The organism is Nannocystis sp. RBIL2, from assembly GCF_026626745.1.
GTDB lineage: Bacteria > Myxococcota_A > Polyangia > Nannocystales > Nannocystaceae > Nannocystis.
The window spans coordinates 4494801-4515531 of the sequence record NZ_JAPNJW010000001.1; the positions used below are offsets into that span (position 1 = coordinate 4494801).

At 70.0% G+C, this 20731-nt stretch carries 19 protein-coding genes; 8 read left to right on the forward strand and 11 right to left on the reverse strand.

What is annotated here, in order from left to right; translation table 11 throughout:
- Positions 1-81: 81 nt before the first annotated feature.
- Positions 82-1170: a TIGR04552 family protein gene (locus OV090_RS17665; protein WP_267704868.1), complete on the reverse strand. Its 1089-nt coding sequence runs from the start codon at positions 1168-1170 to the stop codon at positions 82-84.
- A 516-nt stretch (positions 1171-1686) separates the two neighbouring features.
- On the opposite strand from OV090_RS17665, the gene OV090_RS17670 reads away from it, so the two are divergent.
- Positions 1687-2172 carry a hypothetical protein gene (locus tag OV090_RS17670; protein ID WP_267704869.1) on the forward strand — a complete coding sequence of 162 codons (486 nt, stop codon included), beginning with the start codon at positions 1687-1689 and terminating at the stop codon, positions 2170-2172.
- A gap of 9 nt (positions 2173-2181) precedes the next feature.
- Here OV090_RS17670 and OV090_RS17675 read toward each other — a convergent pair whose 3' ends face one another.
- From OV090_RS17675 to OV090_RS17685, 3 genes are all read right to left on the reverse strand, one after another.
- Positions 2182-2328, reverse strand: a complete 147-nt coding sequence (locus OV090_RS17675) for a hypothetical protein (RefSeq protein WP_170135709.1) — start codon at positions 2326-2328, stop codon at positions 2182-2184.
- Between the two features lie 88 nt (positions 2329-2416).
- Positions 2417-3367, reverse strand: a complete 951-nt coding sequence (locus tag OV090_RS17680; protein WP_267704870.1) for a ribulose phosphate epimerase — start codon at positions 3365-3367, stop codon at positions 2417-2419.
- Positions 3368-3440: 73 nt separating this feature from the next.
- Entirely contained in the window at positions 3441-3761 is a 321-nt protein-coding gene (locus OV090_RS17685; RefSeq protein WP_267704871.1) for a hypothetical protein, read from the reverse strand.
- Positions 3762-4117: 356 nt separating this feature from the next.
- Between OV090_RS17685 and lexA the strand changes: the two genes are divergently transcribed.
- The 4 genes from lexA (at position 4118) to OV090_RS17705 (ending at position 9159) form a co-directional block, all read left to right on the forward strand.
- Entirely contained in the window at positions 4118-4756 is a 639-nt protein-coding gene (gene lexA, locus OV090_RS17690) for a transcriptional repressor LexA (protein ID WP_267704872.1), read from the forward strand.
- A gap of 214 nt (positions 4757-4970) precedes the next feature.
- Positions 4971-7031 carry a TonB family protein gene (locus OV090_RS50730; RefSeq protein ID WP_267704873.1) on the forward strand — a complete coding sequence of 687 codons (2061 nt, stop codon included), beginning with the start codon at positions 4971-4973 and terminating at the stop codon, positions 7029-7031.
- A 293-nt stretch (positions 7032-7324) separates the two neighbouring features.
- Entirely contained in the window at positions 7325-7753 is a 429-nt protein-coding gene (locus tag OV090_RS17700; RefSeq protein ID WP_267704874.1) for an AMP-binding protein, read from the forward strand.
- Positions 7657-9159, forward strand: coding sequence for an AMP-binding protein (locus OV090_RS17705; protein ID WP_267704875.1), 1503 nt, complete (start codon positions 7657-7659; stop codon positions 9157-9159). The genes OV090_RS17700 and OV090_RS17705 overlap by 97 nt, the downstream gene beginning before the upstream one ends.
- Before the next feature lie 77 nt (positions 9160-9236).
- On the opposite strand, the gene OV090_RS17710 is transcribed toward OV090_RS17705, so the two are convergent.
- The 7 genes from OV090_RS17710 to OV090_RS17740 form a co-directional block, all read right to left on the reverse strand.
- On the reverse strand, positions 9237-12911 hold the full coding sequence (locus OV090_RS17710) for an AgmX/PglI C-terminal domain-containing protein (RefSeq protein ID WP_267704876.1): 3675 nt from the start codon (positions 12909-12911) through the stop codon (positions 9237-9239).
- Positions 12912-13064: 153 nt separating this feature from the next.
- On the reverse strand, positions 13065-14363 hold the full coding sequence (locus OV090_RS17715) for a cellulase family glycosylhydrolase (protein ID WP_267704877.1): 1299 nt from the start codon (positions 14361-14363) through the stop codon (positions 13065-13067).
- 101 nt (positions 14364-14464) lie between these two features.
- Positions 14465-15730: a hypothetical protein gene (locus tag OV090_RS17720; protein ID WP_267704878.1), complete on the reverse strand. Its 1266-nt coding sequence runs from the start codon at positions 15728-15730 to the stop codon at positions 14465-14467.
- Between the two features lie 399 nt (positions 15731-16129).
- Entirely contained in the window at positions 16130-17095 is a 966-nt protein-coding gene (locus tag OV090_RS17725; protein WP_267704879.1) for an endonuclease/exonuclease/phosphatase family protein, read from the reverse strand.
- 3 nt (positions 17096-17098) lie between these two features.
- Entirely contained in the window at positions 17099-17605 is a 507-nt protein-coding gene (locus tag OV090_RS17730; protein ID WP_267704880.1) for a hypothetical protein, read from the reverse strand.
- Between the two features lie 72 nt (positions 17606-17677).
- Positions 17678-17884, reverse strand: a complete 207-nt coding sequence (gene rpsU, locus OV090_RS17735) for a 30S ribosomal protein S21 (protein ID WP_346660392.1) — start codon at positions 17882-17884, stop codon at positions 17678-17680.
- Between the two features lie 173 nt (positions 17885-18057).
- Positions 18058-18831, reverse strand: a complete 774-nt coding sequence (locus OV090_RS17740) for an SDR family oxidoreductase (RefSeq protein WP_267704882.1) — start codon at positions 18829-18831, stop codon at positions 18058-18060.
- Positions 18832-18961: 130 nt separating this feature from the next.
- On the opposite strand from OV090_RS17740, the gene OV090_RS17745 reads away from it, so the two are divergent.
- The 3 genes from OV090_RS17745 to OV090_RS17755 are packed head-to-tail and all read left to right on the forward strand — an operon-like array spanning position 18962 to position 20729.
- The gene (locus OV090_RS17745) at positions 18962-19411 is read left to right on the forward strand and encodes a MerR family transcriptional regulator (protein WP_267704883.1); all 450 of its coding nucleotides are present in this window, start codon (positions 18962-18964) and stop codon (positions 19409-19411) included.
- A 47-nt stretch (positions 19412-19458) separates the two neighbouring features.
- Positions 19459-20046, forward strand: coding sequence for a GTP cyclohydrolase I (locus OV090_RS17750; protein WP_267704884.1), 588 nt, complete (start codon positions 19459-19461; stop codon positions 20044-20046).
- A complete protein-coding gene (locus OV090_RS17755) occupies positions 20043-20729 on the forward strand; it encodes a histidine phosphatase family protein (RefSeq protein WP_267704885.1) in 687 nt (228 codons plus the stop codon). The genes OV090_RS17750 and OV090_RS17755 overlap by 4 nt, the downstream gene beginning before the upstream one ends.
- Positions 20730-20731: the final 2 nt, after the last annotated feature.

Genomic DNA, 20731 nt, shown 5'->3' on the forward strand with positions numbered 1-20731 from the left:
CGTCGACGGTAGACGCCGCCACCGGGGCCTACAAGACGACGAGATCGCGCCTTTGGGCGCGGCCCGGGCGCCACGCTCGCTTCAGCCGTCTCGCGGCTCGCGGAGCAGGCGCATGCGGACGTGCTGGTGTTGCCGGCGCTTGTACTCCGCGTGGGAGCTCTCGCCTTGCTCGTTGGCTTCGGCGGTGCGCTTGTCCATCACCTGGAACTCGGCGAGCACGAACACCACGCGGCCGCGGCGCTCGTCGTGGTCGTGGGGCAGCAGCGCGTCGACGCGGACCGGCAGGTCGGCGACGAAGTTGAGTACGTGGAAGCTCTTGCCGGAGAACTCGTTGGACGTCGGCTGAGCACGGTGGCCCGCGTCGGTGTCGAAGTTCGCGTCGGCGCCGAGGACCTTCAGGCTGTTGAGGTCGATCAGCGAGTTGACCGTCTGGTCGGGCACCACGTAGTTGAACGGGATGCAGCGGTGCAGCATGATCCGCAGCGTCGGCACCAGGTCGTCGGGGTTGCGGACGATCAGGCGGAAGCGCAGGCGGTCGAACACGCGCGCCGCGTTGGTCTCTTTCTTGAGCAGCAGCTTGGTCAGCTGCGACTCCTTCGACTTGCGCGACCACGAGAACTCGACCACCGGCACCCCCGCGGTGCGCAGCTCGTCGAACATGCGGGTCACGCTCTCCTCGACGAGCGAGAAGATCTCCGAGTCGGAGATCGCCAGCGACGCCCGCATCTCGCGCGCCTCGAGGTGATTCAGGATGTGCATCACCTTGAGCAGCGTGCAGGCCTGGCGCTGCTGCGCGCTGGCCTTGCTCGAGGCGATCTGCGGCAGCTGCACCCACGGCACCTTGTCGGCGATGGTGTCGTCGAGGCGCAGCTTGAGCACGTCGCTGATGTAGCGGACGGCTTGCTGGCGGAGGTCGGCGAGGCGGGCCTCGTCGCGCGGGTCGCCGAGGTCGAGCCCGTTGAGCGCCAGCAGGCGGCGCACGTCTTCCTCGGAGGTCAGGGCCAGGCGGTGCCAGTCGATGACCGACTGCCCGCGCAGCAGCAGCTGGATCTCGTTGATGTCCTGCAGCGACAGTTCGGCGTGCTCGCCGCCCTGCGCGGCCTCGCGCCACAGCGCTTGCGAGGCCAAGAAGGCGCCGAATTGATCGGAGCGCTGCGGAGGCCTGGCCATCGCGCCGCAGCCCAGCTTAGCCGCTTACGTGCCGAGAGAAGCGGAGGGTACCGACGAGCAGGCCGATCGTGACGAGGGCAGCACAGATGTTTCCGAGGTAAGCGGTCATGAACCTTGTTGCTCCAGTCCTTGCAGTCGTGTGCTCGGGACTTATCACGGAATCGGGCGAGGTCGGAAAAAGTGGGAGATGTAGGACAATCTCTCGAGGCTCAATCCAAGAATCGCAAGGCAAGGAGATCCGGGCGCCGGGCCCATAAATCAAGCTGGAGCGGGGGGAGGTTCAGACCGGGAATTCTGGCGATTTCGGGGTCCTGCGGCCTGAAGGCGCCGGGCCCCCGTCTTCTGGGGCCAGAACGCCGGATGGCAGATAACACATTCCCGCGGCCGTTGGAAAGTCCCCCGCCGGCGGTTCGGGCGCCAGAAGCCTGGCGCGGCCCGCGGAAGGCCCCTTCCGGCACGCGTGGGCGCACCTCGGGACGGATGGCCACGCGTGCGCGGGGGCGCTACTGTGACGCCATGCGCGACCCCGAGGACGACGATGTGCCACCCCGCGACGACCGCCTCGGGTTCACCTCGAGCAGTTTCCGGCGCAAGATCGGCGAGGGCCTCGCCGGCCTGCTCGATCCCGACGGCGCGATCGGCAAGGGCAAGGAGATCGTGACCGGGGTGACGCAGGCGACCAAGAACGAGGTCGTGCGGATGGTCAGCGCCGAGGTCCGGCAGTTCCTCGACGGCATGGACACCGTCGAGCTGATGCAGCGGGTCATCGCCGGCCTCGTGATCGACGTGAAGGCGGAGATCCGCTTCTCCATCGACCCCGAAGGCCAGCTCAAGTCGGCGATCAAGGCCGACAAGGCGACGGCGCGCTCCAAGGAGCAGCCGCCCCCCAGGGAGCCGCCCGCCAGGGAGCCGCCTGCTCGGGAGCCGTCGTCGCCGCAGCAGGCGTCCGGCACCCCGCCGACGTCGCAGACGCCGCCGGGCTCCCGGACGCCCAAGGAATGAGCGGTAGCCTCAGCTCTGCGCCGCCGGGTCGACCGGCACGACCTTGTTGTCGCCGTCGTCGTCGGGGAGCCCGAGCTTCTTCTTGACCGCCTTGTAGATGTCGGCCCCGAGCTTGAGCCCGAAGCCGGTGATGATGGCATTCACGAGGAGCCGCATGTCCGGCAGCGTAGCAGCAAGGACCCGGTCGACCTGACGCGGGTCCCTGCGTCCTCGTCTCCAGGCGCTCCGGGCGCTAGGCCATGCATCAGGCGGGGATCACGCAAACCCCGACATCCTCATACGAGGGCGGAGCCATTCCCATCTCGAAGAACGGCGTGCACTCCTCGCCCGCCTGGCACGGCCCGTTGCCGCCGCTGACCGGGCAGAACGGGGTGCAGCAGCCGGCCGACATCGGCGGGCAGTTGGCGACCGCGGCAGTGGCCGCGCAGAACCCGCCCTTCTGACATTGATTGATGTACTGGCACTCGTCGCCGGGCCCGCCCTCGCCGGGCATCGCCGACTCCTTGAAGCACACGAACAGGTCGCCGGCCGAGTTGTAGCAGCCCTGTCCTTCGGGACAGTCTTGCAGCAGCGGGTCGCACGAGCCGAGGCAGATCGGCAGCGAGCCGTCGTTGTAGACCACGCAGTTGGCCGTCGGCGTGTCGGGGCACGCGTCGTTGGTGTCGCAGAACTCGACGCACACGCCGCCCGCGCCCTCGTCGTCGGTCAGCAGGCAGATGTTGCCGACCCCGCAATTGTCGATACCGGTGTACTTGCCGTCCTCGACGTCGCACGGGTCGCCGACCGCGCCGTCGCCCTTGATCTCCACGCACGTGTTGACGCCCCACGGCTCGCCCTCGGCCGGCGCGACCGCCGTACACTTCTGTCCTTCGGGACAGTCTTGCACCCGCGGGTCGCACTGGCCGCTGATCCCGCCGTCGGGCGGGACGATGAAGCCCGCGCTGGTGGAGGTCCCGCCCGCGGACGTGCTCGTCGGGTCCAGCGGTCCGCTCGTGGGGTCGGTGCCGCCGGTCTGCTCCGTAGTCGAGCTCGCTCCCGGGCCGGTCGTGTCCTCGGGCTCTTCGGTGTCGTCGCCCTCGGAGTCGGGCGGATCGCCGGTCTGGCCGGTTGCGCCGGTCATCATCCCGGACTTGTCGCCACATGCGCCGAAAGCGACCACGGCGACGGACACGAACCAAAGCTGAAGCGATCTCATGAGTGGACCTCCCAGCACTCACGCTATCACAGAAAGCAGCAAACACTCGAAACCTCCCAGGAGGTTCGGAGGTCTAAGGCCGCCTTCCGCCGAGGCCGACCTGCGCCAGCGCGTCGAGGGTCGCCGAGAGCTCCGCGCGGATCTCCGGCGCCAGCCCCGGATCGGCCACTGCGGCCTCCAGGTGCCCGATCCGCGGCAGCCAGGTCGAATGGGCCGTCTCGTCGAGGGCGACCCCGGCGGGCGTCAGCGCCGCCGCCTCGTCATGCAGGACCTGCGCCTCGCTCAGCGAGATCGGCGTCGTCTTGACCGGCATGACCGGCGGTGCGGCCGTGATGACCTCGAGGGGAGCCGGCGGGGCCACGGAGGCGTCGGCCTGCAGCCCTTGCAGCGCCACGGCCGCCACTACACCGAGCACGGCCGCGGCGAGGATCGAGGGCCACTGGCGCCAACGCGGCTGCGGCAGCCGTCGGCAGCCTTGGTTGACGCGTCGCTCCTCGCCGGGCGCGATCGCCGGCCGCGAAGGATCGCGGCGGTCCCTTCGCCCCTGCCGCCTGTCGAGATCCGGACCCATGCCGGAAGGGTCTGCGGGGCCGCTTCATCGGGCAAATTTCAGGCTTTGGCGGGCTCTGTCGCCTGGGGCATGTCGGCGCCTTTCGCAGTTCCGCATAGCTTGACCTGAGCAAATTTGTTGTATACACCCGTTCAGTGCCGAAGGCGTGATCTCCGCAGCCGCCGCAGGAGGCTCTCCCCGTGAAACCCCAGCTCACCCACCGCCAGCAGCAAGCGCTCGACTTCATCTCCTCCTGCCTGGACGCGAACGGGTACCCGCCCACGCTGCGCGAAATCGGCGAGCACATGGGGATCCGCTCGACCAACGGGGTCAACGACCACCTCAAGGCGCTCGAGCGCAAGGGGTACCTGGTCCGTGAGGAGCTCAAGAGCCGCGCGTTGCGGCCGGTGGATGCGCCGGAGAGCGCCGCGCGCCTTCGCACCACGGACATCCCGATCCTCGGGCGCGTGGCCGCGGGTCAGCCGATCCTGGCCGACGAGAACGTCACCAACCGGATCAGCGTCGACCAGTTCTTCCTCCACGGCAACCAGCCGCGCGAGGTGTTCGGCCTCGTCGTCTACGGCGAGAGCATGATCGAGGATGGAATCTTCGACGGCGATTACGTGTTCGTCCGTCGCCAGGCCAACGCGGAGCGGGGCGAGATCGTCGTGGCGATGATCGAGGGCGAAGTGACGTGCAAGCGTTACTACCCCGAGGGCGACAAGATCCGCCTGCAGCCCGGCAACGCGGCGATGCAGCCGATCTACGTCCACCGCGGCGATCATCGCGCCTTCGAGTTGGTCGGCAAGGTGATCGGCGTCTACCGCAGCCTCCACTAGCTGGCTGGCGGTCTCGGCCGCTGTCGCCGCCGTGAGTGCAGGCAACGGCGGCCGCGAGCCCTGACGATAGATTTCCGCTACAGTGTTGCCCGTGCCGCGGCCGCCCACACCTGGCGCTCTCGCGCCTGGGGACCGCACTCGGCGTCGTCGAGACGCCGGGCCACTCGCGCTCCTCGCCTGCTTCCTGTTCTCCGCGGGCCTCAACGTCGCCGCGGTGAGCACCAGCCTGTTGGTGCTCATCCGCTCCGACGACCGGGTCGCCTCGCACCCGGTCGCCCGCAAGCCCGCGTGCGTCAACGGCTACGAGCGCGGCGTCGACCTGCTCGAGAAGGCGCTGTCGGGCGACGAGGCCAAGCTCTACGACGGCCTCTTGCACACGATCGTCGACGGCAAGTGCGAGACCGAGGTGGTCGTCGCGCTGGTCGACGACAAGGATCCGATCGATCCGCTGGCGGAGCTCGACGACCCCGAGCTGCCGGAGCCGAAGAAAGAGCGCGAGAAGAAGAAGAAAGAGAAGGAGCTCGAGAAGCCGCCCGAGCCGCTGCCGGTCGAGGAGCCGAAGCCCGAGGAGAAGAAGAAGGAAGAGGAGAAGCCGCCCGAGGAGGAGCAGCCGAAGGAGAAGATCGACTTCGAGCTGCTGCAGCTCAAGATGGTCGAGCAGCTCGAGGAGAAGGACGAGAAGGAGTCCCCCGACGACGCGCACTACCTCTCCAACGTCAACCGCGACGTCACCGAGGAGACCCGGGCCGAGATCACCAACCTGCAGAAGGACGCCGAGCAGGCCAAGGCCTCGCAGCAGGAGCCGAGCGAGGACCCCACCAAGGGCATGGCGGCCGAGGACAAGATCGCCGAGACGCGCGAGCAGAAGAGCCAGCTGGCGCAGGAGGCCCCGAAGGTCCAGCAGAGCCCGGAGACCAAGATCCCCGAGCAGAACGACCCCAAGGCCAAGAGCATGCTGTCGATGCGCGAGCTGGCCCCGCGCGAGCACTCGCCCGAGATGCTCAAGCACGAGGCGGTCGCCGACGCCGCCTCGTCCGGCGAGCTCGCGCCCGACCAGAAGGCCGCCGCCGCGGTCATGCAGCGCAACAAGCAACAGGCCGGCTCGTCCGACACCAAGTCACCTGTCCTTCGGTTCAGGTTGTCGTCCAACGAGATGAACGCGCTGTTCGGGCGCGACATCGCCGAGAAGAAGGACCTGATCTCCCAGCGCCAGTCGAAGAAGAAGGGCATCTGGGAGGAGGCGCGCGAGCTCTATCAATCGCCGCTCGAGAACATGGTCCCCGAGGTGCGGCCCGGCAACCAGACCGCGCTGCGCTCGCGCAAGCACCCGTTCGCCCAGTTCATCGCCACGATGCACCGGACGATCCACGACAAGTGGGCGTTCGGCTTCCTCGAGCAGCTCGACACGATGGGCCGCGGCAACGCGCTCAACAAGCCCGACCTGTGGACGCGCGTCGAGATCGTGCTCAACAGCGACGGCTCGCTCGACAAGCTGCGGACCGTCCGTTACTCGGGCAACATGCAGTTCGACGGGGCCGCGCGCGAGGTCGTGCGCAACGCCGGGCCCTACCCGCAGCCGCCGCGCGAGATCTTGAGCGGCAACGGCAAGGTCTACATCCACTGGGCGTTCCACCGCGACGAGCGGGCCTGCGGCACCTTCGGCGCCGAGCCGTTCATCCTCGACAACGTCGGCCAGGGCGAGCGCCCCGATCCGAACCGAGCTGTCCGTCCGGCCAGCTCGGAGTCGGAGGCGGGAGCGTCGCGTCGGCTCGCGCGCCAGATGGGCCCCGCCGCGCCCGGGCCGTCCGGCCCCGAGGGCCCGTCCGCGCCCGGCGGCGGGCACAACCACGAGCACGGCGAGGGCGACGGTCACAACCACGGCACGCCGCCCGAGCAGGGCAGCGGCGACCAGCCCGACGCCGAGGCCGGGCACGCCGCCAACGCCTGGCTCAAGGTGTTCGCCGCCCGCGACGCCGCCAAGCTGGCCGCTCGCGCCAGCCTGCCGTTCGTCATCGGCGACCAGGTCGTCGCGCGCACGCGCGAGGAGCTGCAAGGTGTCCTCCAGGCCATGCTCGACGAGGCCGGCAGCGGCGCGCCGGGGACCGCCGAGGTGTTCACCGCCTCGGGCCTGCGCAAGCGCTTCGGCAGCGTCCCCGCCGGCGTGCAGGAGGGCCTCGGCCGCAACTACGCCGTCAGCAAGGTCCGCGGCGAGCCCTTCATCCTGATCCTCGAGCGACGCTTCGGCGACTGGCGCGTCGTCGGCGTGGCTCGCTGACCTCCGCGCAGCCGCGGGTCATCGTGCGTGCCGCGAGCGGCCGCTCGCCGCGCGCTTTGCGAGGCGGGCTCGAGCGTGCGTGCACCCGTCGCTCGCCCGCCCCTGGGGACATGTCCCTTCAGACAGGACCATCCGTCCCATGAACGTCGTTTGCGCGGCTACGCCGGCTTGGCCCGCGAACGAGGCACCCGCGCGTCCACGCCCCGCGAGCCGAGGAAAACTCCATCGGAGAGGCGCCTGGACAGGCGTGCGAGCCTTCGCTACAAGAGGTGCCACGTTGGAGCGCCTCGATCATGGCTGACACACACCTCGCTCAGATGTTCTTCGACCGCGCCCGCTCCGAGGGCCAGAGTCCCGGTTATCGCGTCCGTCAGGGCGGTGCATACGTCGACGTGGCGTTCGGTGAGGCCGCCGATCGCGTCGAGGCGATCGCCTCCGGGCTCGTGAAGGGCGGCCACGCGCCCGCGCCCGGCACCTGCGTCACGATCATGGCCAACACCCGGCTCGAGTGGATCCTCGCCGACTGGGCGCTGCTGTCGCTGGGCTACCGCACTGTGCCGATCTACGTCAGCCTGCTGCCGCCCGAGATCGGCTACATCCACGCCGACACCAGGCCGAGCTGCTGGTGGTCGAGAACAAGGAGATGCTCGACAAGGTGCGCGCGGCCCAGCGCGGCTTCAACTTCTTCGAGGTCGACTACCCGGCCGACGCCGTCAAGCTGAAGCGCTTCATCGTCATCGACCCGACCGGCATCGCCCCGGGGTCCGACTGGGAGAGCCTGGCCGACGTCGAGGCCCGCGGCCGCGCCGCGCTGGCCGAGACGAAGGGCGAGCGCGACAAGCGGCTGCAGACGATCCAGCGCTCGGACGTCGCCACGTACACGTACACCTCCGGCACCACCGGCCCGCCGAAGGGCGTCATCCAGACTCACGACAACATGCTGAGCATGCTCGAGAACGTCGAGGAGGTCGGCATGTTCAGCGAGAAGGCGCGGGTCGGCGGCGCGTTCCTGTTCCTGCCGCTGGCGCACTCGTTCGGCCGCCTGGTCGAGTTCGGCGGCGCCTTCTTCCGCTGCAAGATCGTCCTGTCGTCGATCGCCACCGTCGCCGAGGACCTCGGCCTGTCGCGCCCCGGCTTCCTGCCGGCGGCCCCGCGGGTGTACGAGCGCGTCTACGGCAAGATCATGACCACGGTGGCCGCGAGCCCGCCGCTGCGGCAGAAGATCTTCCACTGGGCGCTCGGGGTCGGCAAGGCGACCATCCCGTACCGCCAGAAGAACAAGCCGCTGCCGCTGGCGCTCAGCGTCAAGGCCGCGCTGGCCGAGAAGCTGGTGTTCTCCAAGCTCAAGGCCAAGCTCGGCATGGACCGCATGCACGTGCTGCTGTCCGGCTCGGCGCCGCTGCCCAAGGAGGTCGGCGAGTTCTTCATCGCCCTCGGCCTCAACGTGTGCGAGGCCTACGGCCTCACCGAGACCTGCCCGGGCCTCACCACCAACCGCCCGAACAACTGGAAGATCGGCACCGTCGGTCCGGCCATCAAGGGCGTCTCGCTGCGCCTCGCCGAGGACGGCGAGATCCTCGCCAAGGGCGCCAACGTCGTGTCCGGCTACCTCAACCGGCCCGACGCGACCGCCGAGGCGTGGGACAGCGATGGCTGGTTCCACACCGGCGACATCGGCGAGTTCGACGAGGACATGCACCTGCGGATCACCGACCGCAAGAAGGACCTCATCAAGACCAGCGGCGGCAAGTACGTCGCCCCGCAGAAGATCGAGGCCCTGCTCAAGACCAAGCCGATCCTCAGCGAGGCGGTGGTCATCGGCGACGGTCGCAAGTACTGCGTCGTCCTCGTCACCGTCGACAAGGAGAAGCTGACCGCCTGGGCGCAGCGCACCGGCAACGCCGCCGACATCACCAGCGACGCGGTCCACAAGGAGGTCCAGGGCTACCTCGACGAGGTCAACCAGAGCCTGGCCTCGTTCGAGTCGATCAAGTACTTCAAGATCGCCCCCGAGGAGTTCACGGTCGACAACGGCATGCTCACCGCCTCCTTCAAGGTCAAGCGCAAGGAGGTCTCCAAGCGCTACAAGGCCCTGATCGACGCGATGTACCCGGCCGGCAAGGACTGAGCGATCGGGCATGGCCCAAAAGACATGGCGCCGGGGACATGCCCTCGGCGCCATGTTCTTTTTTCTTCACAGAAGAATCACAGCGGCTTGTCGAACGTGCCGAGGTCGACGTAGGCGCGGTCCTTCATGATCACGAACGGCCGCTCCTCGAACTTCAGCTGACCCTTGCCGTCGTGCTGGACGATCTGCAGCTTGCCCATGCCGTAGCCCATCGGCCCGCGGCTGAAGTAGTGCGCCTCGAGCTTGTACGGGAACGCCTTCGCCTCGCCCTCGATCGTGAAGCACTCCGGCCCGTAGCCGGTCGTCACGTCGGCGTACAGCTCACCGCCGCTCGGCAGCCGCTTCTGCGCGTAGAACGCGTGGTCCTTGCGGCCGTCGTGGACGTGGAAGTCGACGTCGTTGGCGTCCGTCTCCCAGTTGATCACGAACCGCGTCGACGGCTTGCTCGGCAGCGCGATGTTCAGCCCGTCGAGCGTCGCCCGCACGGTGAACGCCACCGACGGCTCGGCCTTGATCCACGCCGCCGCGACCAGGCCCAGGTCCTCGCGCAAGATCTGGTCGGTCCCCGCGAAGCGGCCCCACGGGTACGTGCGCGTCACCCCGGCCTTGAGCGCCTCGAACGCCTCCTTGTGCTTGCCCGCCTTGAGCAGCGCGTAGGCGTACAGGCGGTGGCTCGACGGGTGATCGGGCCGCGACTCGACCGCCTTGGCGAAGGTGTCGACCGCCAGAGTGGAGCCCGCCTCGCCGAGCCGCTCGAGGCGCGCGCCGACGTAGCGCCGCAGGTCCGCGCGTGACGGGAACAGGTCGATGATAGAGCCGTAGGCGCGCGCCGCAGTGAGCATGTCGCCGGCGGTCTCGGCCGCTTCGCCGAGGGCGATCAGCGCCAGCACGTCGCCCGGGTCCTGCTCGTGCCACTCCAGCGCCAGCGCGACGGCCCCGCGCGCGTCCTTGGTGCGCAGCTTCTCGGCGACATCGAAGAACTTGCCGGTGTACGGGCTGTTGGCGGTGCGCTCGGCCTCCGTTTGCTCGGCCAGCCGCTGCGCGTCCTGCTCGCGCATGCGGGCCTGCAACGCCTCTTCCTCGGCCCGCTGCCGCGCCAGCTCTTCGGGCGTCGGCGGCGGCGGCGGCGTGTAGTCGGCCGGCACCCCGCCGCCGGGCTCGAGCACGAACGGGTACGTCACGGTCACCGAGCCGCCGCCCTGCGGCTTGGGGAAGGTCCAGCGCCGCACCGCCTGAGCCATGCAGCTGCCGACGCCTGCGTCTCGCATCGTGCTCTCGGACACCACCGCGGTCGGCACCTTGCCCGTGCCGCCGATGACGAACTGGATCGCCACGCGCCCCTTGGCCCCCGGATCGCGCGCCAGCGCCTGGTTGTAGCAGTAGCGGATCTCGTTGATGTGGGCGCGCACGATCCGGCGGATGATGTCCTTGTCGAGCGCCCCCTGCACCTCGGCCTTGGCCTGGCGCACCGTCGGCACTCGCGTCCCGCGGCCGCCGAAGCCCGCCCCCGCGCCGCGGCCGTAGCCGGAGCCCGAGCCGCCGCCACCGCCGCGACCGATGAGCCCCGTGTTGCCGAGGCCGATCGTGCCCTCGCCGGTGCCACCGCCGCCACGACCGGTGCCGACCAACCCGAGCCCGCCAACCCCGTACGCCTCGCCGATCTCCGTGCCAGTCAATCCGCCCCACACGTCGGCGTCGTCGTTGCCGACCGCGAACGCCCCACCGTACGGGCTGGCCAGGAAGTGACCTGACTCTTGGGACATGACCCCGAGGATCCCCGCCTGCCGCTGCGCCATCTCCGGGTCGAAGTTACGCGCCATCATCGGGATCGCGTCGCGCTGCGGCTCGGCCGGCGCCTTGAACTCCTCCCGCTCCTCCCGACGCACCAGAGTGCCCGGATCGGGCTTCTGCGTCGGCAGCGGCGCCGACTTGCGGTTGTACAGCTCGACCCCGGTGGCGCCCACCGTCAAGATGTCGGCCAGCGCGTTGCGGTCGATGTTGAAGCGCTGGTAGTCCCACTCCGACTCGAGCACCAGCAACGCAGTGAAGTCGCTGAGCACGCGATACTTGGTCGACAGCTCGACGATCGTCTTCTGCAGCCCCGCCCGCGCCGCTGTGTCGGTCTCCGCCAGGCTCGAGCGCTGCGCCTGCAGCCGCTCGACCTGCGCGCGCACCCACGCCCGCTCGAGCAGCGGCCGCTCGACGGCCGTCGTCGGCACCTCGGCCTCGATCCGGTCCTGCCCCTCGATCACCACCCGCATCGCCGCATCGGCCGGCAGGTCGGCGTAGACCAGCATCTCGTCGCCCGGCTGCGCGCCCTCGATCGTGTCCGGCCACACCCACGCGGCCCCGGGCACCGTCACCTTCATCGCCGGCAGCGTCGCGCTGCCGAGCTTGTGCGCGATCGTCTCGAGCGGGAGGCGAGCGTCCATCACCACGCCGTCGCTCGGGAAGTCGGCGGTGGTCAGCGCCTTGAGGCTCGCGGTGTCCTGGATCCCGCCGTCCACGATCGCGTCGGCGCGCTCGAACCCGGCGGCCGCGAGCGCCTTGCTGGCGTCGCGCAAGGCCGCATGCTCGGCCGAGCCCGCGGTCGTGATGCCGTCGGAGAACACCAGCAGCCGCCGCGACCCGCCCGCGTCCGCCGCCAGCGACGTCAGCGCCCCGGCCAGATCGGAGGCCCCGAGCGCCCGCCGCGACGCGATCCGCTCGAGCTGCGCCTGCCCGAAGCCGCTGGCCGGCCCGTCGTAGACCTCCTCGGTCGCCTGATCGAAGCACACCACGCGCAGCGAGAAATCACCGCCTGTCTCTTCGCGCATGCTCTTCAGGACATCCGCGAGCCGACGCAGCTGGCGGTCGAAGCCGAGGGCCCGCGACGCGCTGGTGTCGAACAGCACCGTGAGCGCGCCGATCGGCACCGCCGGCATGTCGCCGACGGGGGCCACGCGCGCGACCACCAGGTTGTCGTGGCGCAGGCCCATCACCGCCGCCGGACGGTCCGAACGGACCTCGAGGTCGCGCTCCGGCAGGTACTTCTGCTTCTTGATCTCGATGACGCTGGTCTTGACCGCCGCGCCGCCCAGGCTGGTCGGCGCCGCAGTGTCGCCGGGCTCGCGCAGGATCACGCTGGCGTCGAGCTCGTCGAGCTCGGGCAGGCCACGCAGCATCAGGCGGTACGGCTCGGCCGAGCTCGGCAGCTCCTGCGAGTACGAGACGATCAGCTCCTTGCGCTCCCGCGGGCCGATCGGGAACACCCGCGCGCTGAACGAGTTGCCGGCCTTGTTCTCGAGCAGCGCCGGGTCCTGCCGCTTGTGCAGGAAGTCCTCGTAGGCGACGCGCGCCGCCTGCCGCTCGACGACCTCGCCCTCCTGCCAGCGGTCGTGGATCTTCATCGCAAAGCGGGAGATCGCCGCGCCGGGCGGCATGTCGATCTCGAAGCGACCCTCGATCTGGCGGTCGTTCGGGTTCTCGAACACGAGGTGCAGCTCGGTGAACGCCAGCGGCTCCTCGACCACGCCGCGGGCCTTCAAACTCACCAGCTTGAGCCCGGTCCCGTCCGACGCGGTCAGCGACACCGGCGCCCGCCGCGTCGCTCCGTCGTCGGTGAGCTTCACGCCCTTGCTCGGCAACGCCATCGTCGTCGCCGTCGCCTCCACCTTGCCCGGATTGGCCGTACAGGCCATCGTCAGCGAGGCCAGCGCCGCCGCCGCGCCGCACCTCACTGCCAGTCCATTGCGACATGTCCCAAACAACATGTCCTTTGCTTTCAACGAGGGCGCGGTCGCGCGAGCACGGCGGTCGAGGCGTGACATACGGGGCCTCAGACAACCTCGCCTCGGGGAGGTTCCGCCGCAAACGCCCCGCCCCGCGCGAACGCGGGTACATGTGCGCCGGGCGACTGCCCCGTGTCAGAGCGGCGGCAAGCCGACGAGCGCCGCGTGGGCGTCGGCCCACATCTTCATCCCTGCGCCGTCGAGGGAGTAATCGCTCGTCACGCTCCACGGCCACGCGCCCGCGTAGCCGTTGGCGAGCAGGACGTCGAGCCGCGCGGCCGCCTGGTCGGAGGCGATGAACTCGCCCACCACCATCGGCCGGTCGAGCCCGAGGTCGGCGTACTTCTGCACCGTCGGCGAGAACTGCACCGTCCCCAGCTCCGGGTCTCCGTTCCACATCTGCCCGTCCATCCACGGGTAGTAGTGCGTCTGATAAAAATCGAGCCCCAGCGGCGGCAGCCCGTGCGCCGCCGCGAACTCGGGCGTCCACACGCGATACCACTTGAGCGACGCCGACCCCAGCGTCACGTACGCGGACGTGTGGGCGTGCACCGCGTCGGCGACCTCGGCCGCGAACGCGTAGAAGTCCGCCAGCGGGACGGCATCGGCGCCGCCGTCGGGTGACGCGGCCGGCAGGTCGGAGATCGACCACTCCGGCTCGTTCATGATCTCCCACGCCAGGATCGCCGGCTCGTCGGCGAACGCCTGCAACAGCGGCACGATTACCGCGTCGACCAGCGCCGCCCGCTTGGCCGGATCTTTCAAAGTACCGCTGCGCCCGCCCGTCTGCACTCCGTTGTTCTGCTGCGACCAGAACATCCAGTGGAAGTCGAGCAGCACCGGAACGAGGTAGATGCCGCGCGCCCGTGCGATCGCCACGGCCTCCTGCATGTCCCCCAGGACATGTTCTCCGAGACCGGTCGGCGTGCCATCGCCGGCGAACGAGATGCCCGCGCGGCCGTCGGTGAACACGAACCATCGCGCGACGCGGAGCCCGTCCCCCTGCATCGCGTCGAAGTGCGCCCCGACCTCGGCCTGCTTGGTGTGCACGCCGTAGGTGCCCCAGCTGTTGGCGCCGAAGTCCCCGCCGTAGTTGAGCCACGGATAGTTGGCGCCGAGCAGGAAGTAGTCACCGCCGCCGACGGGGATCGTGCTGCCGGGCGGCACGTCCTGCCCACCGGTGGTCCCGCTGCTCGAGCTGGTCGAGGGGTCGTTCGTGGTGCCCGTCGAACTCGTCGTGCCGGTGCTGCTGGTGCTCGTCCCCACGCCGGTCGTCGGCGTGATCGTCGTGTCCCACGTGGTCGTCGTGCTCCACGTGGTCGTCGTCGTCATCGACGAGGTCGTGTCCACGAAGCTGTCGATCGTGGTCTCGAACCCGTCGTCCAGCTGACACGCGAGCCCGAGCAATCCGAGGACCAGGACCTGGCGATGCATCCCAACCACAATAACGTCGCGCGACGCACCGAGCCCGAAAATGGCCGAGGGCCGCCCGGCGACGCCGGACAGCCCTCGCGTGCTGCGAATGCAGCGTGTGATCAGTTCGTCGCGACCGCGGCGCTGATCGAGCCGGCAGCCTGGAGCTGCCCGCCGAGCTTGCCCGCCGCGTCGGTGAGCAGCTTGGCGGCGTCCGGCAGCAGGCCGATCGCACAAGCAGCGCCGATCGACGCCTTGAGGTCGCCCGAGGCCTTGAGCGTGCCCGCGGCCGAGTTGATCGCGGCGACGCCGGCGTCGCCGAGCGTGCCGCTGACCTCGATCAGGCCCTCGGCGCGCGCCACGGCGGCCAGGAGGGCCGCGTAGCGGATCTTGAAGTTGTTGAGGAAGCCCTTGAACTCGGCGCGCAGGTCGGCGCTGCCGCCGGCCTCGGCGTTGAACACGTAGTCGATGGTCAACGACGGCGGGTAGCACTGGACGCTCGCCTCGGCCTTGGCCTCGACGGTCGCCTTGCACTCGGCCGACACCTCGGGCGGGGTCGCCTTGCCGGTGCAGCTGCCCTTGCACTCGACGTTCGCCTCGGCCGACGCGGAGCACCGGGCCTCGGCCGACGCATCGCACGAGCCGCTCGGCGGGGTGTACTCGCACGAGCCGGTGCACTTGCCCTCGCACTTGCCGCCAGCGCCGAGATCGCAGGTGCCCTCGCAATCGCCCTCGCAGCGACCCTCGAAGTCCTGGCCGTCGCAACGGCCGCTGCAGGTGCCGTCGCAGGTCGCCGCAGCGGTGAACTCGCAAGCGCCCTTGCAGGTGCCTTCGCAGTTCAGGTTGGGCGCCTGACCCTCGCAGGTCAGGCCGCCGGCCGCGTGGCAGTCGGCCTGGGCGCTGGCATCGATCGCGCAGCTACCCTCGCACTTGGCCTCGATCGAGCCCGGCTTCGCGTTGACGTCGCACTCGGCGGCCGCCTTGGCGGCGATGTCGAGCTTCGCCTCGCAGCGCGCCGGCTCGGCCTTGATCTGCAGACCGGCCTCGACGTCGATGTACGCCTGAAGCTTGGCCTGGAGCGCAGCCTTGAAGTCACCGCCGACCTCGGCGCCGACGAGCCCGTAGAGCGCGGCAACCTCGGCCTGAATGTCGGCGGCAGTGGCGTTGATCGCCCCGGAGACATCGAGCGTCGCGCTGAAGAACGCGTCGATCTCGGCGATGCCGGAGACGTTGAACTTACCGTTGATGAACGCCTCGCTGTCGCAGGTGAGCCCGCACTGCTCTGCGAGGTTACCGACCTCGTCGCAGCCCTGCGTGGCGGTGAGCGACAGACCGGCGATGAGGCCGCCGGCGATCAACCCAAAGGATCCCATTCGATTCGTGATCATGATCTTCATTGCTCCTTACCAAGCTCTGCGATGAACTCGTCGGTGGTTCCCACGGAATTCTCGCCGCATGGGCGCGGATGCAGACACAGCCGCGTCAGACGGTCGAGATGGTCCCATGACCGAATGACCCTGCAAAGCCCTTTTAAAAGGGAACGAGCCCGGGCGCAGCAACGAAGGCACTGCGCCGGGCTCGTCACGAACCGCAAACGAACCACCCGGGGGAGGGAGGTTAGCTTTGCAAGGTTCGATCGCGAAGACAGGACCAGACATGGAAGCCGATGGTGCCCTTGGACAGCGCGACCGCGCAAATCTTCAGCCGGGCGGGCGGGGTTTACCATGCTCCTCGCCATGCGCCAGCAACGACCGCGCGCGAAACCGACGCAGACCCAACTTCTTATGTCAGGGGTCGTCGTCGGAGGCACGCTCGAAGTCGACGATGACCGGGCAGTGGTCGCTCACGTCGGCGTAGTCGCGCTCCGGATAGGTCGGGGTCGAGCGAAACGGCCGGCAGGCATGACGCGCGCAGTGTAGGAGTGGTTCGGCGTGTACCTTCTCGACCTCGGCGGCGAGGAACCCGCGGACCCACACCAGATCGAGGAGCGAGGGAACCTGCCAGGCGTCGCGCCGGCCCCCATCCCAGTAGGCCGAGCAGCCTGAGCCGTTGACCACTCGCTGCAGACCCACCGCGCCGAGCCGCGCATCGAGGGCCGTCAGCTCTTCGTCGGGTCGGCCCCGGGTCGGTCCGGTGGCGTTGAAATCGCCGAGGACCATGACATCGTCGTCATCACGCGCGATCTCCTCGACGATCTCTGCCAGCAGCTCCCACTGCGAGCGGCGCAGCGCGTAGCCCTCGTCGCGCGCCTTGAGATGCACCACCAGCACGTGGAAGTCGGGTCCCCCGCCGCGGGCGCGCAAGTAGCCCGAAAGACCGGGTCGCACCTGACCGCCCATCGTCAGCCGCTCGTGCTCTCGCGGCGCGCCGATCATCTCGAACACCGCCGGGTCGTAGAGGAAGCCGAGCCGCTGATCGTTGCGCCCGCCGGTCGTCGACAGCACCAGCTCCCAGCCCGGCATCGCCTGCTTCAGCCGGGCGGCGTCGTGGATCTCCTGCACCGCGATCACGTCCGCGGCGAGCTCCGGCAAACGAGCGGCCAGGCGCGCGAGGTCATGCCCCTCGTCGGGGAAGTTGCGCAGGTTCCAGGTGGCGACCCGCAGCCGACCCGCGGACTTACCCGGCGCGGCGCCCTCCCCGGGCAGCCCCCACCAGCGTCGCAAGGTCTCGCCCGCGAGCGACCACGCCAGCACCAGCGCGAGCACCAGCACGAGGCCGAACCAGCGCGGCGGCCCTCTCCGTCGCCGCGCCACGCCTCAGGCCTCGAACTCGTACTCGGTGAAGCCGAGCTCGAAGGCACAGGCCAGCGCCGGCATGAGCGCGGTCGGCGGGCTGGCGGCGTGCTGCACGACGTAGCGACCGGCCAGCCGCACCACCGCCTCGGGCGCGTGGGCGAGACCTGTCCCAAAGGTCAGGCGCCTGCCGCCGCCCGGCGTGTCCGCCTGCGCCAGCAGCTGCAGCGCCGTCGCCTCCTCCGGGCCCTGGGCGTAGAGGTCGCAGCCGGCCGCGTCGGCGGCGGTCTGCTCGACCTCGACCTCGACGCGCATCGACCAGCCGCGGCGCGTGGCCCGGCGCTGGAGATCGGCGAGCAGGTCGGCGGCCGCGAACTCGTGGATGTCGTCATCGTCGAGCGCCCCGGGCTGACCGACCGGCAGCGCCACGGTGTAGACCGGGCAGAACACCGCGCCCCCGTGCGGATCGCCGACGCCGAACACGCAGCGCAGAGCGATCAGACCGGGGGCGGTACATGCATGTTCGGACATGTCCCTGGGGACACCGTCATCGCGCCGGGCGGCGACCAGACGCAGCCGCATGGGACCTGTCCGAAAGGACTGCTAGCCCTCGCCGCGCATCATCGGCCGCTTGCGCTGGCGACGCTTCCGGCGGCGCTCGGCCTCACGGAGCTTGCGCTTCATCTTGACGCTCGGCTTCTCGTAGTGGCGGCGGCGCTTGATCTCGCGGAGCACGCCCTCGCTGGCCATCAGGCGGCGGAGCTTGCGGATCGCCCTCTCGACGCCGCGCTCGTCGACCTTGACCTCCAGCGGGCGGCCCGTCACCGGCCGATGATCGTTCACGGTGGTGGCGGGGTTCGGGAGCGGCTCGCGGCGCTGGTTGTAGTCGGAGAACTCTTCGTCGGTTTGGCGGGCCATGGTTGAAGGCCGCAATGGATAGGAGATCCCGCGGCGGCGGTCAAGCGGCCCGCCTGGCCGCGGGTTCACCCGGCGACCCCGCCAGCGGCCGACCGCCCGCCGTCGACGGCGATGACCTGCCCGCTGACAAAGGCGCTGCGGGCCAGGAAAAGCACCGTCTCGGCCACGTCTTCCGGGGTGCCGATCCGCCGGAGCGGAATCGCGCGCACGATCCGCGCGCGGATCTCCGACCCCTCGGCGAACCGCGGATCTTCTTCAGGCCAGGCGACGGTGCCGGGGGCGACGCCGTTGACCCGCACCGCCGGCGCCAGCTCGACCGCCAGCGCCTTGGTGGCCATCAGCAGCCCGGCCTTGGCGGTGCAGTGGTCGAGGTAGCCCCGCCAGGGCTGCAGCCCCGCGACGTCGAGGATGTTGACCACCGCCCCCCGCGCCGTGACGAGCGCCGGCGTCAGCGCCCGCACCAGCGACAGCGGCGCCACCAGGTTCACCTCGAGCACGCGCCGGAGATCGTCGTCGCTGCGCCCCGTGAACTCGCCCCGCTCGAAGCTCGCCGCGCTGTTGACCAGCAGGTCCAGCCGGCCACCGGCCGGTCCCTGTGGGTCGAGCACCCGCGCGGCCAGGGCCGCTCGCGCCGGCTCCGTTGCGAGATCGGCCTGGATCGGGCCGACGCACCGCTCCCCCAGCGCCGCGGCCAGCTCGGTCGCCGCGGCCTCGCTGCGGTGATAGTGCAACCAAACGCGATAGCCCGCGTCGGCGAGCCGGGTGATGATGGCCCGCCCGACCCGCACGGCCCCGCCCGTGACCAGCGCAATCGGCGCCGCCTGCTCGGAGTGCTCCATGGCGAGCAGAGACTACCGATCTCACGCGCCGGCGCCACCGACAAACCCTCTCGTAATATTGACTGTTACGATAGGTCACGCGTACGTTTTCCGCATGTCGGGGACGGAACGGACGCTCAGTTTGAAGGACATGCTGGCCGGAAGCGGCTGCACACCGCGAACGGTGCGGTTTTATGAGCGTGAGGGGTTGCTGCGAGCCACGCGGACGCGCGGGGGCCACCGCGCGTTTTCGCCCACCGAGCTCGACCGTCTCAACTTCATCGTCGCCCTGCGGGAGGCCGGGTGGTCGCTGGAGGAGATCGCCGAGCTGCTGGCGGTCCGGAGCGCCGCCGCCAACGACCGCGACGCATGCCAGCAGCTCGAGCGGACCCTGGGCGCGCGCCTCGACGAGCTCGAGCGCAAGCTCGATGTGCTCACGCGACTGCGCAGCGACCTCGAGGGGACTCGCCAGGCGCTCGCGGTGTGCCGCGACTGCACCCAGGCGGCCTCGGACCGCGCCTGCTGCCTCGGCTGCACCCGGCTGCCGGAGCCGACCGAGCTGCCGCGCGGGTTCCGACTGACCTGGCGCGGCGAAGGCTAGCTAGCGCACCTGCCCGGGCCGCGCGGACCGGGGTATATCGAGGCGACATGTCCTCTCCCAAGCGCGCTGAACCACAGCCCGCCGTGAGCGACCGCCAGATGGCGCTCGAGCAGGCGATCGGATCGCTCCTCGACGCCTGCGGGCTCGACCGCCAGCACAAGGACTTCACGAGCACGCCGAGCCGCGTCGCTCGCGTCTGGTCGCAGGAGTTCCTGTCCGGCTTCGACATGGATCCGGCCAAGATCCTCGGCGACCCGGTCGTGGGCGAGGGTGAATCAGCGCTCGTCGTGGTGCGCGGCCTCCCCTTCCACGGCCTCTGCCCGCACCACTTGCTGCCCTACACCGGCACGGCGACCGTCGCCTATCTCCCCGCCACCAAGCTCGCGGGCTTCGGCCGCCTCGGCGATCTCGTCGCCTGCTTCACGCGCCGCCTCACGCTGCAAGAGCGCGCCTGCAACGACGTCGTCGACGCGCTCATCGAGCACCTCGGCGCGCGCGGGGCCGGCTGCGTCATGCGAGGCCGCCACACCTGCCTCAGCATTCCCGACAACAAGCACGACGCCCAGGTGGTGACCAGCTCGGTGCGCGGCGAGCTGTCGGGGCGGCCCGACCTGCAGGCCCAGCTGTTCGCGTGACCGGGCTCCGCCTCTACCTCGTCCGCCACGGCGAACCTGTCGATTCGGACATGTTCATCGGCCACGCCGACGTCGGCCTGTCGCCGCGCGGCCTCCGACAGGCCGAGGCAGTGGCCCGGGCGCTGGCCGATGTCCCGCTGCGGGCGATCTACAGCTCCGACCTCGAGCGGGCCACGATCGGCGCCGCCCGGATCGCCGCCGGCAGACCTGAGCATCCTGCGCCGCCGGCCCTCCCCGCCCTCCGCGAAATGAACCTCGGCGTGCTCGAGCGCGTGGCCTTCCGCGACGGACGCGCACATGCGCCCGAGCTCGCCAGCATCGGCTACGACGACCTCTTCGAGCACCGCTTCCCCGGCGGGGAGAGCGTCCGCGACCTCGCCGAACGGGTCGTTCCCTGCATCACCACGCTCGTCGCTCGCCACCTGCGCGGCCCCGACGAGCCCCGTCGCAGCCCGCCTCCGGCGATCGCGATCGTCGCTCACAACACCGTCAACCGCGTCGTCCTGGCCTGCGCCGCGGGCCTCGGACCGGCCGGCTATCCGCGTTTCGAGCAGGCCCACGGCGCGCTCAGCCGCGTCGACTTCCCGGACACCTGGAGCGCAGCGAACCCATGGGCGGGCACGCGGATCGGCCTGGTCAATTGGCTGCCGGAAGCGACCGAAGCGAACGAGCGAAGTCGCTAGAG

What these genes read in the sequence shown, in the direction of transcription:
- OV090_RS17665 (WP_267704868.1), bottom strand. Translation starts at nt 1,170, where the DNA reads ATGGCCAGGCCTCCGCAGCGCTCCGATCAATTCGGCGCCTTCTTGGCC.
- OV090_RS17670 (WP_267704869.1), top strand. Translation starts at nt 1,687, where the DNA reads ATGCGCGACCCCGAGGACGACGATGTGCCACCCCGCGACGACCGCCTC.
- OV090_RS17675 (WP_170135709.1), bottom strand. Translation starts at nt 2,328, where the DNA reads ATGCGGCTCCTCGTGAATGCCATCATCACCGGCTTCGGGCTCAAGCTC.
- OV090_RS17680 (WP_267704870.1), bottom strand. Translation starts at nt 3,367, where the DNA reads ATGAGATCGCTTCAGCTTTGGTTCGTGTCCGTCGCCGTGGTCGCTTTC.
- OV090_RS17700 (WP_267704874.1), top strand. Translation starts at nt 7,325, where the DNA reads ATGGCTGACACACACCTCGCTCAGATGTTCTTCGACCGCGCCCGCTCC.
- OV090_RS17710 (WP_267704876.1), bottom strand. Translation starts at nt 12,911, where the DNA reads ATGTTGTTTGGGACATGTCGCAATGGACTGGCAGTGAGGTGCGGCGCG.
- OV090_RS17715 (WP_267704877.1), bottom strand. Translation starts at nt 14,363, where the DNA reads ATGCATCGCCAGGTCCTGGTCCTCGGATTGCTCGGGCTCGCGTGTCAG.
- OV090_RS17720 (WP_267704878.1), bottom strand. Translation starts at nt 15,730, where the DNA reads ATGATCACGAATCGAATGGGATCCTTTGGGTTGATCGCCGGCGGCCTC.
- OV090_RS17730 (WP_267704880.1), bottom strand. Translation starts at nt 17,605, where the DNA reads ATGTCCGAACATGCATGTACCGCCCCCGGTCTGATCGCTCTGCGCTGC.
- OV090_RS17740 (WP_267704882.1), bottom strand. Translation starts at nt 18,831, where the DNA reads ATGGAGCACTCCGAGCAGGCGGCGCCGATTGCGCTGGTCACGGGCGGG.
- OV090_RS17745 (WP_267704883.1), top strand. Translation starts at nt 18,962, where the DNA reads ATGCTGGCCGGAAGCGGCTGCACACCGCGAACGGTGCGGTTTTATGAG.
- OV090_RS17750 (WP_267704884.1), top strand. Translation starts at nt 19,459, where the DNA reads ATGTCCTCTCCCAAGCGCGCTGAACCACAGCCCGCCGTGAGCGACCGC.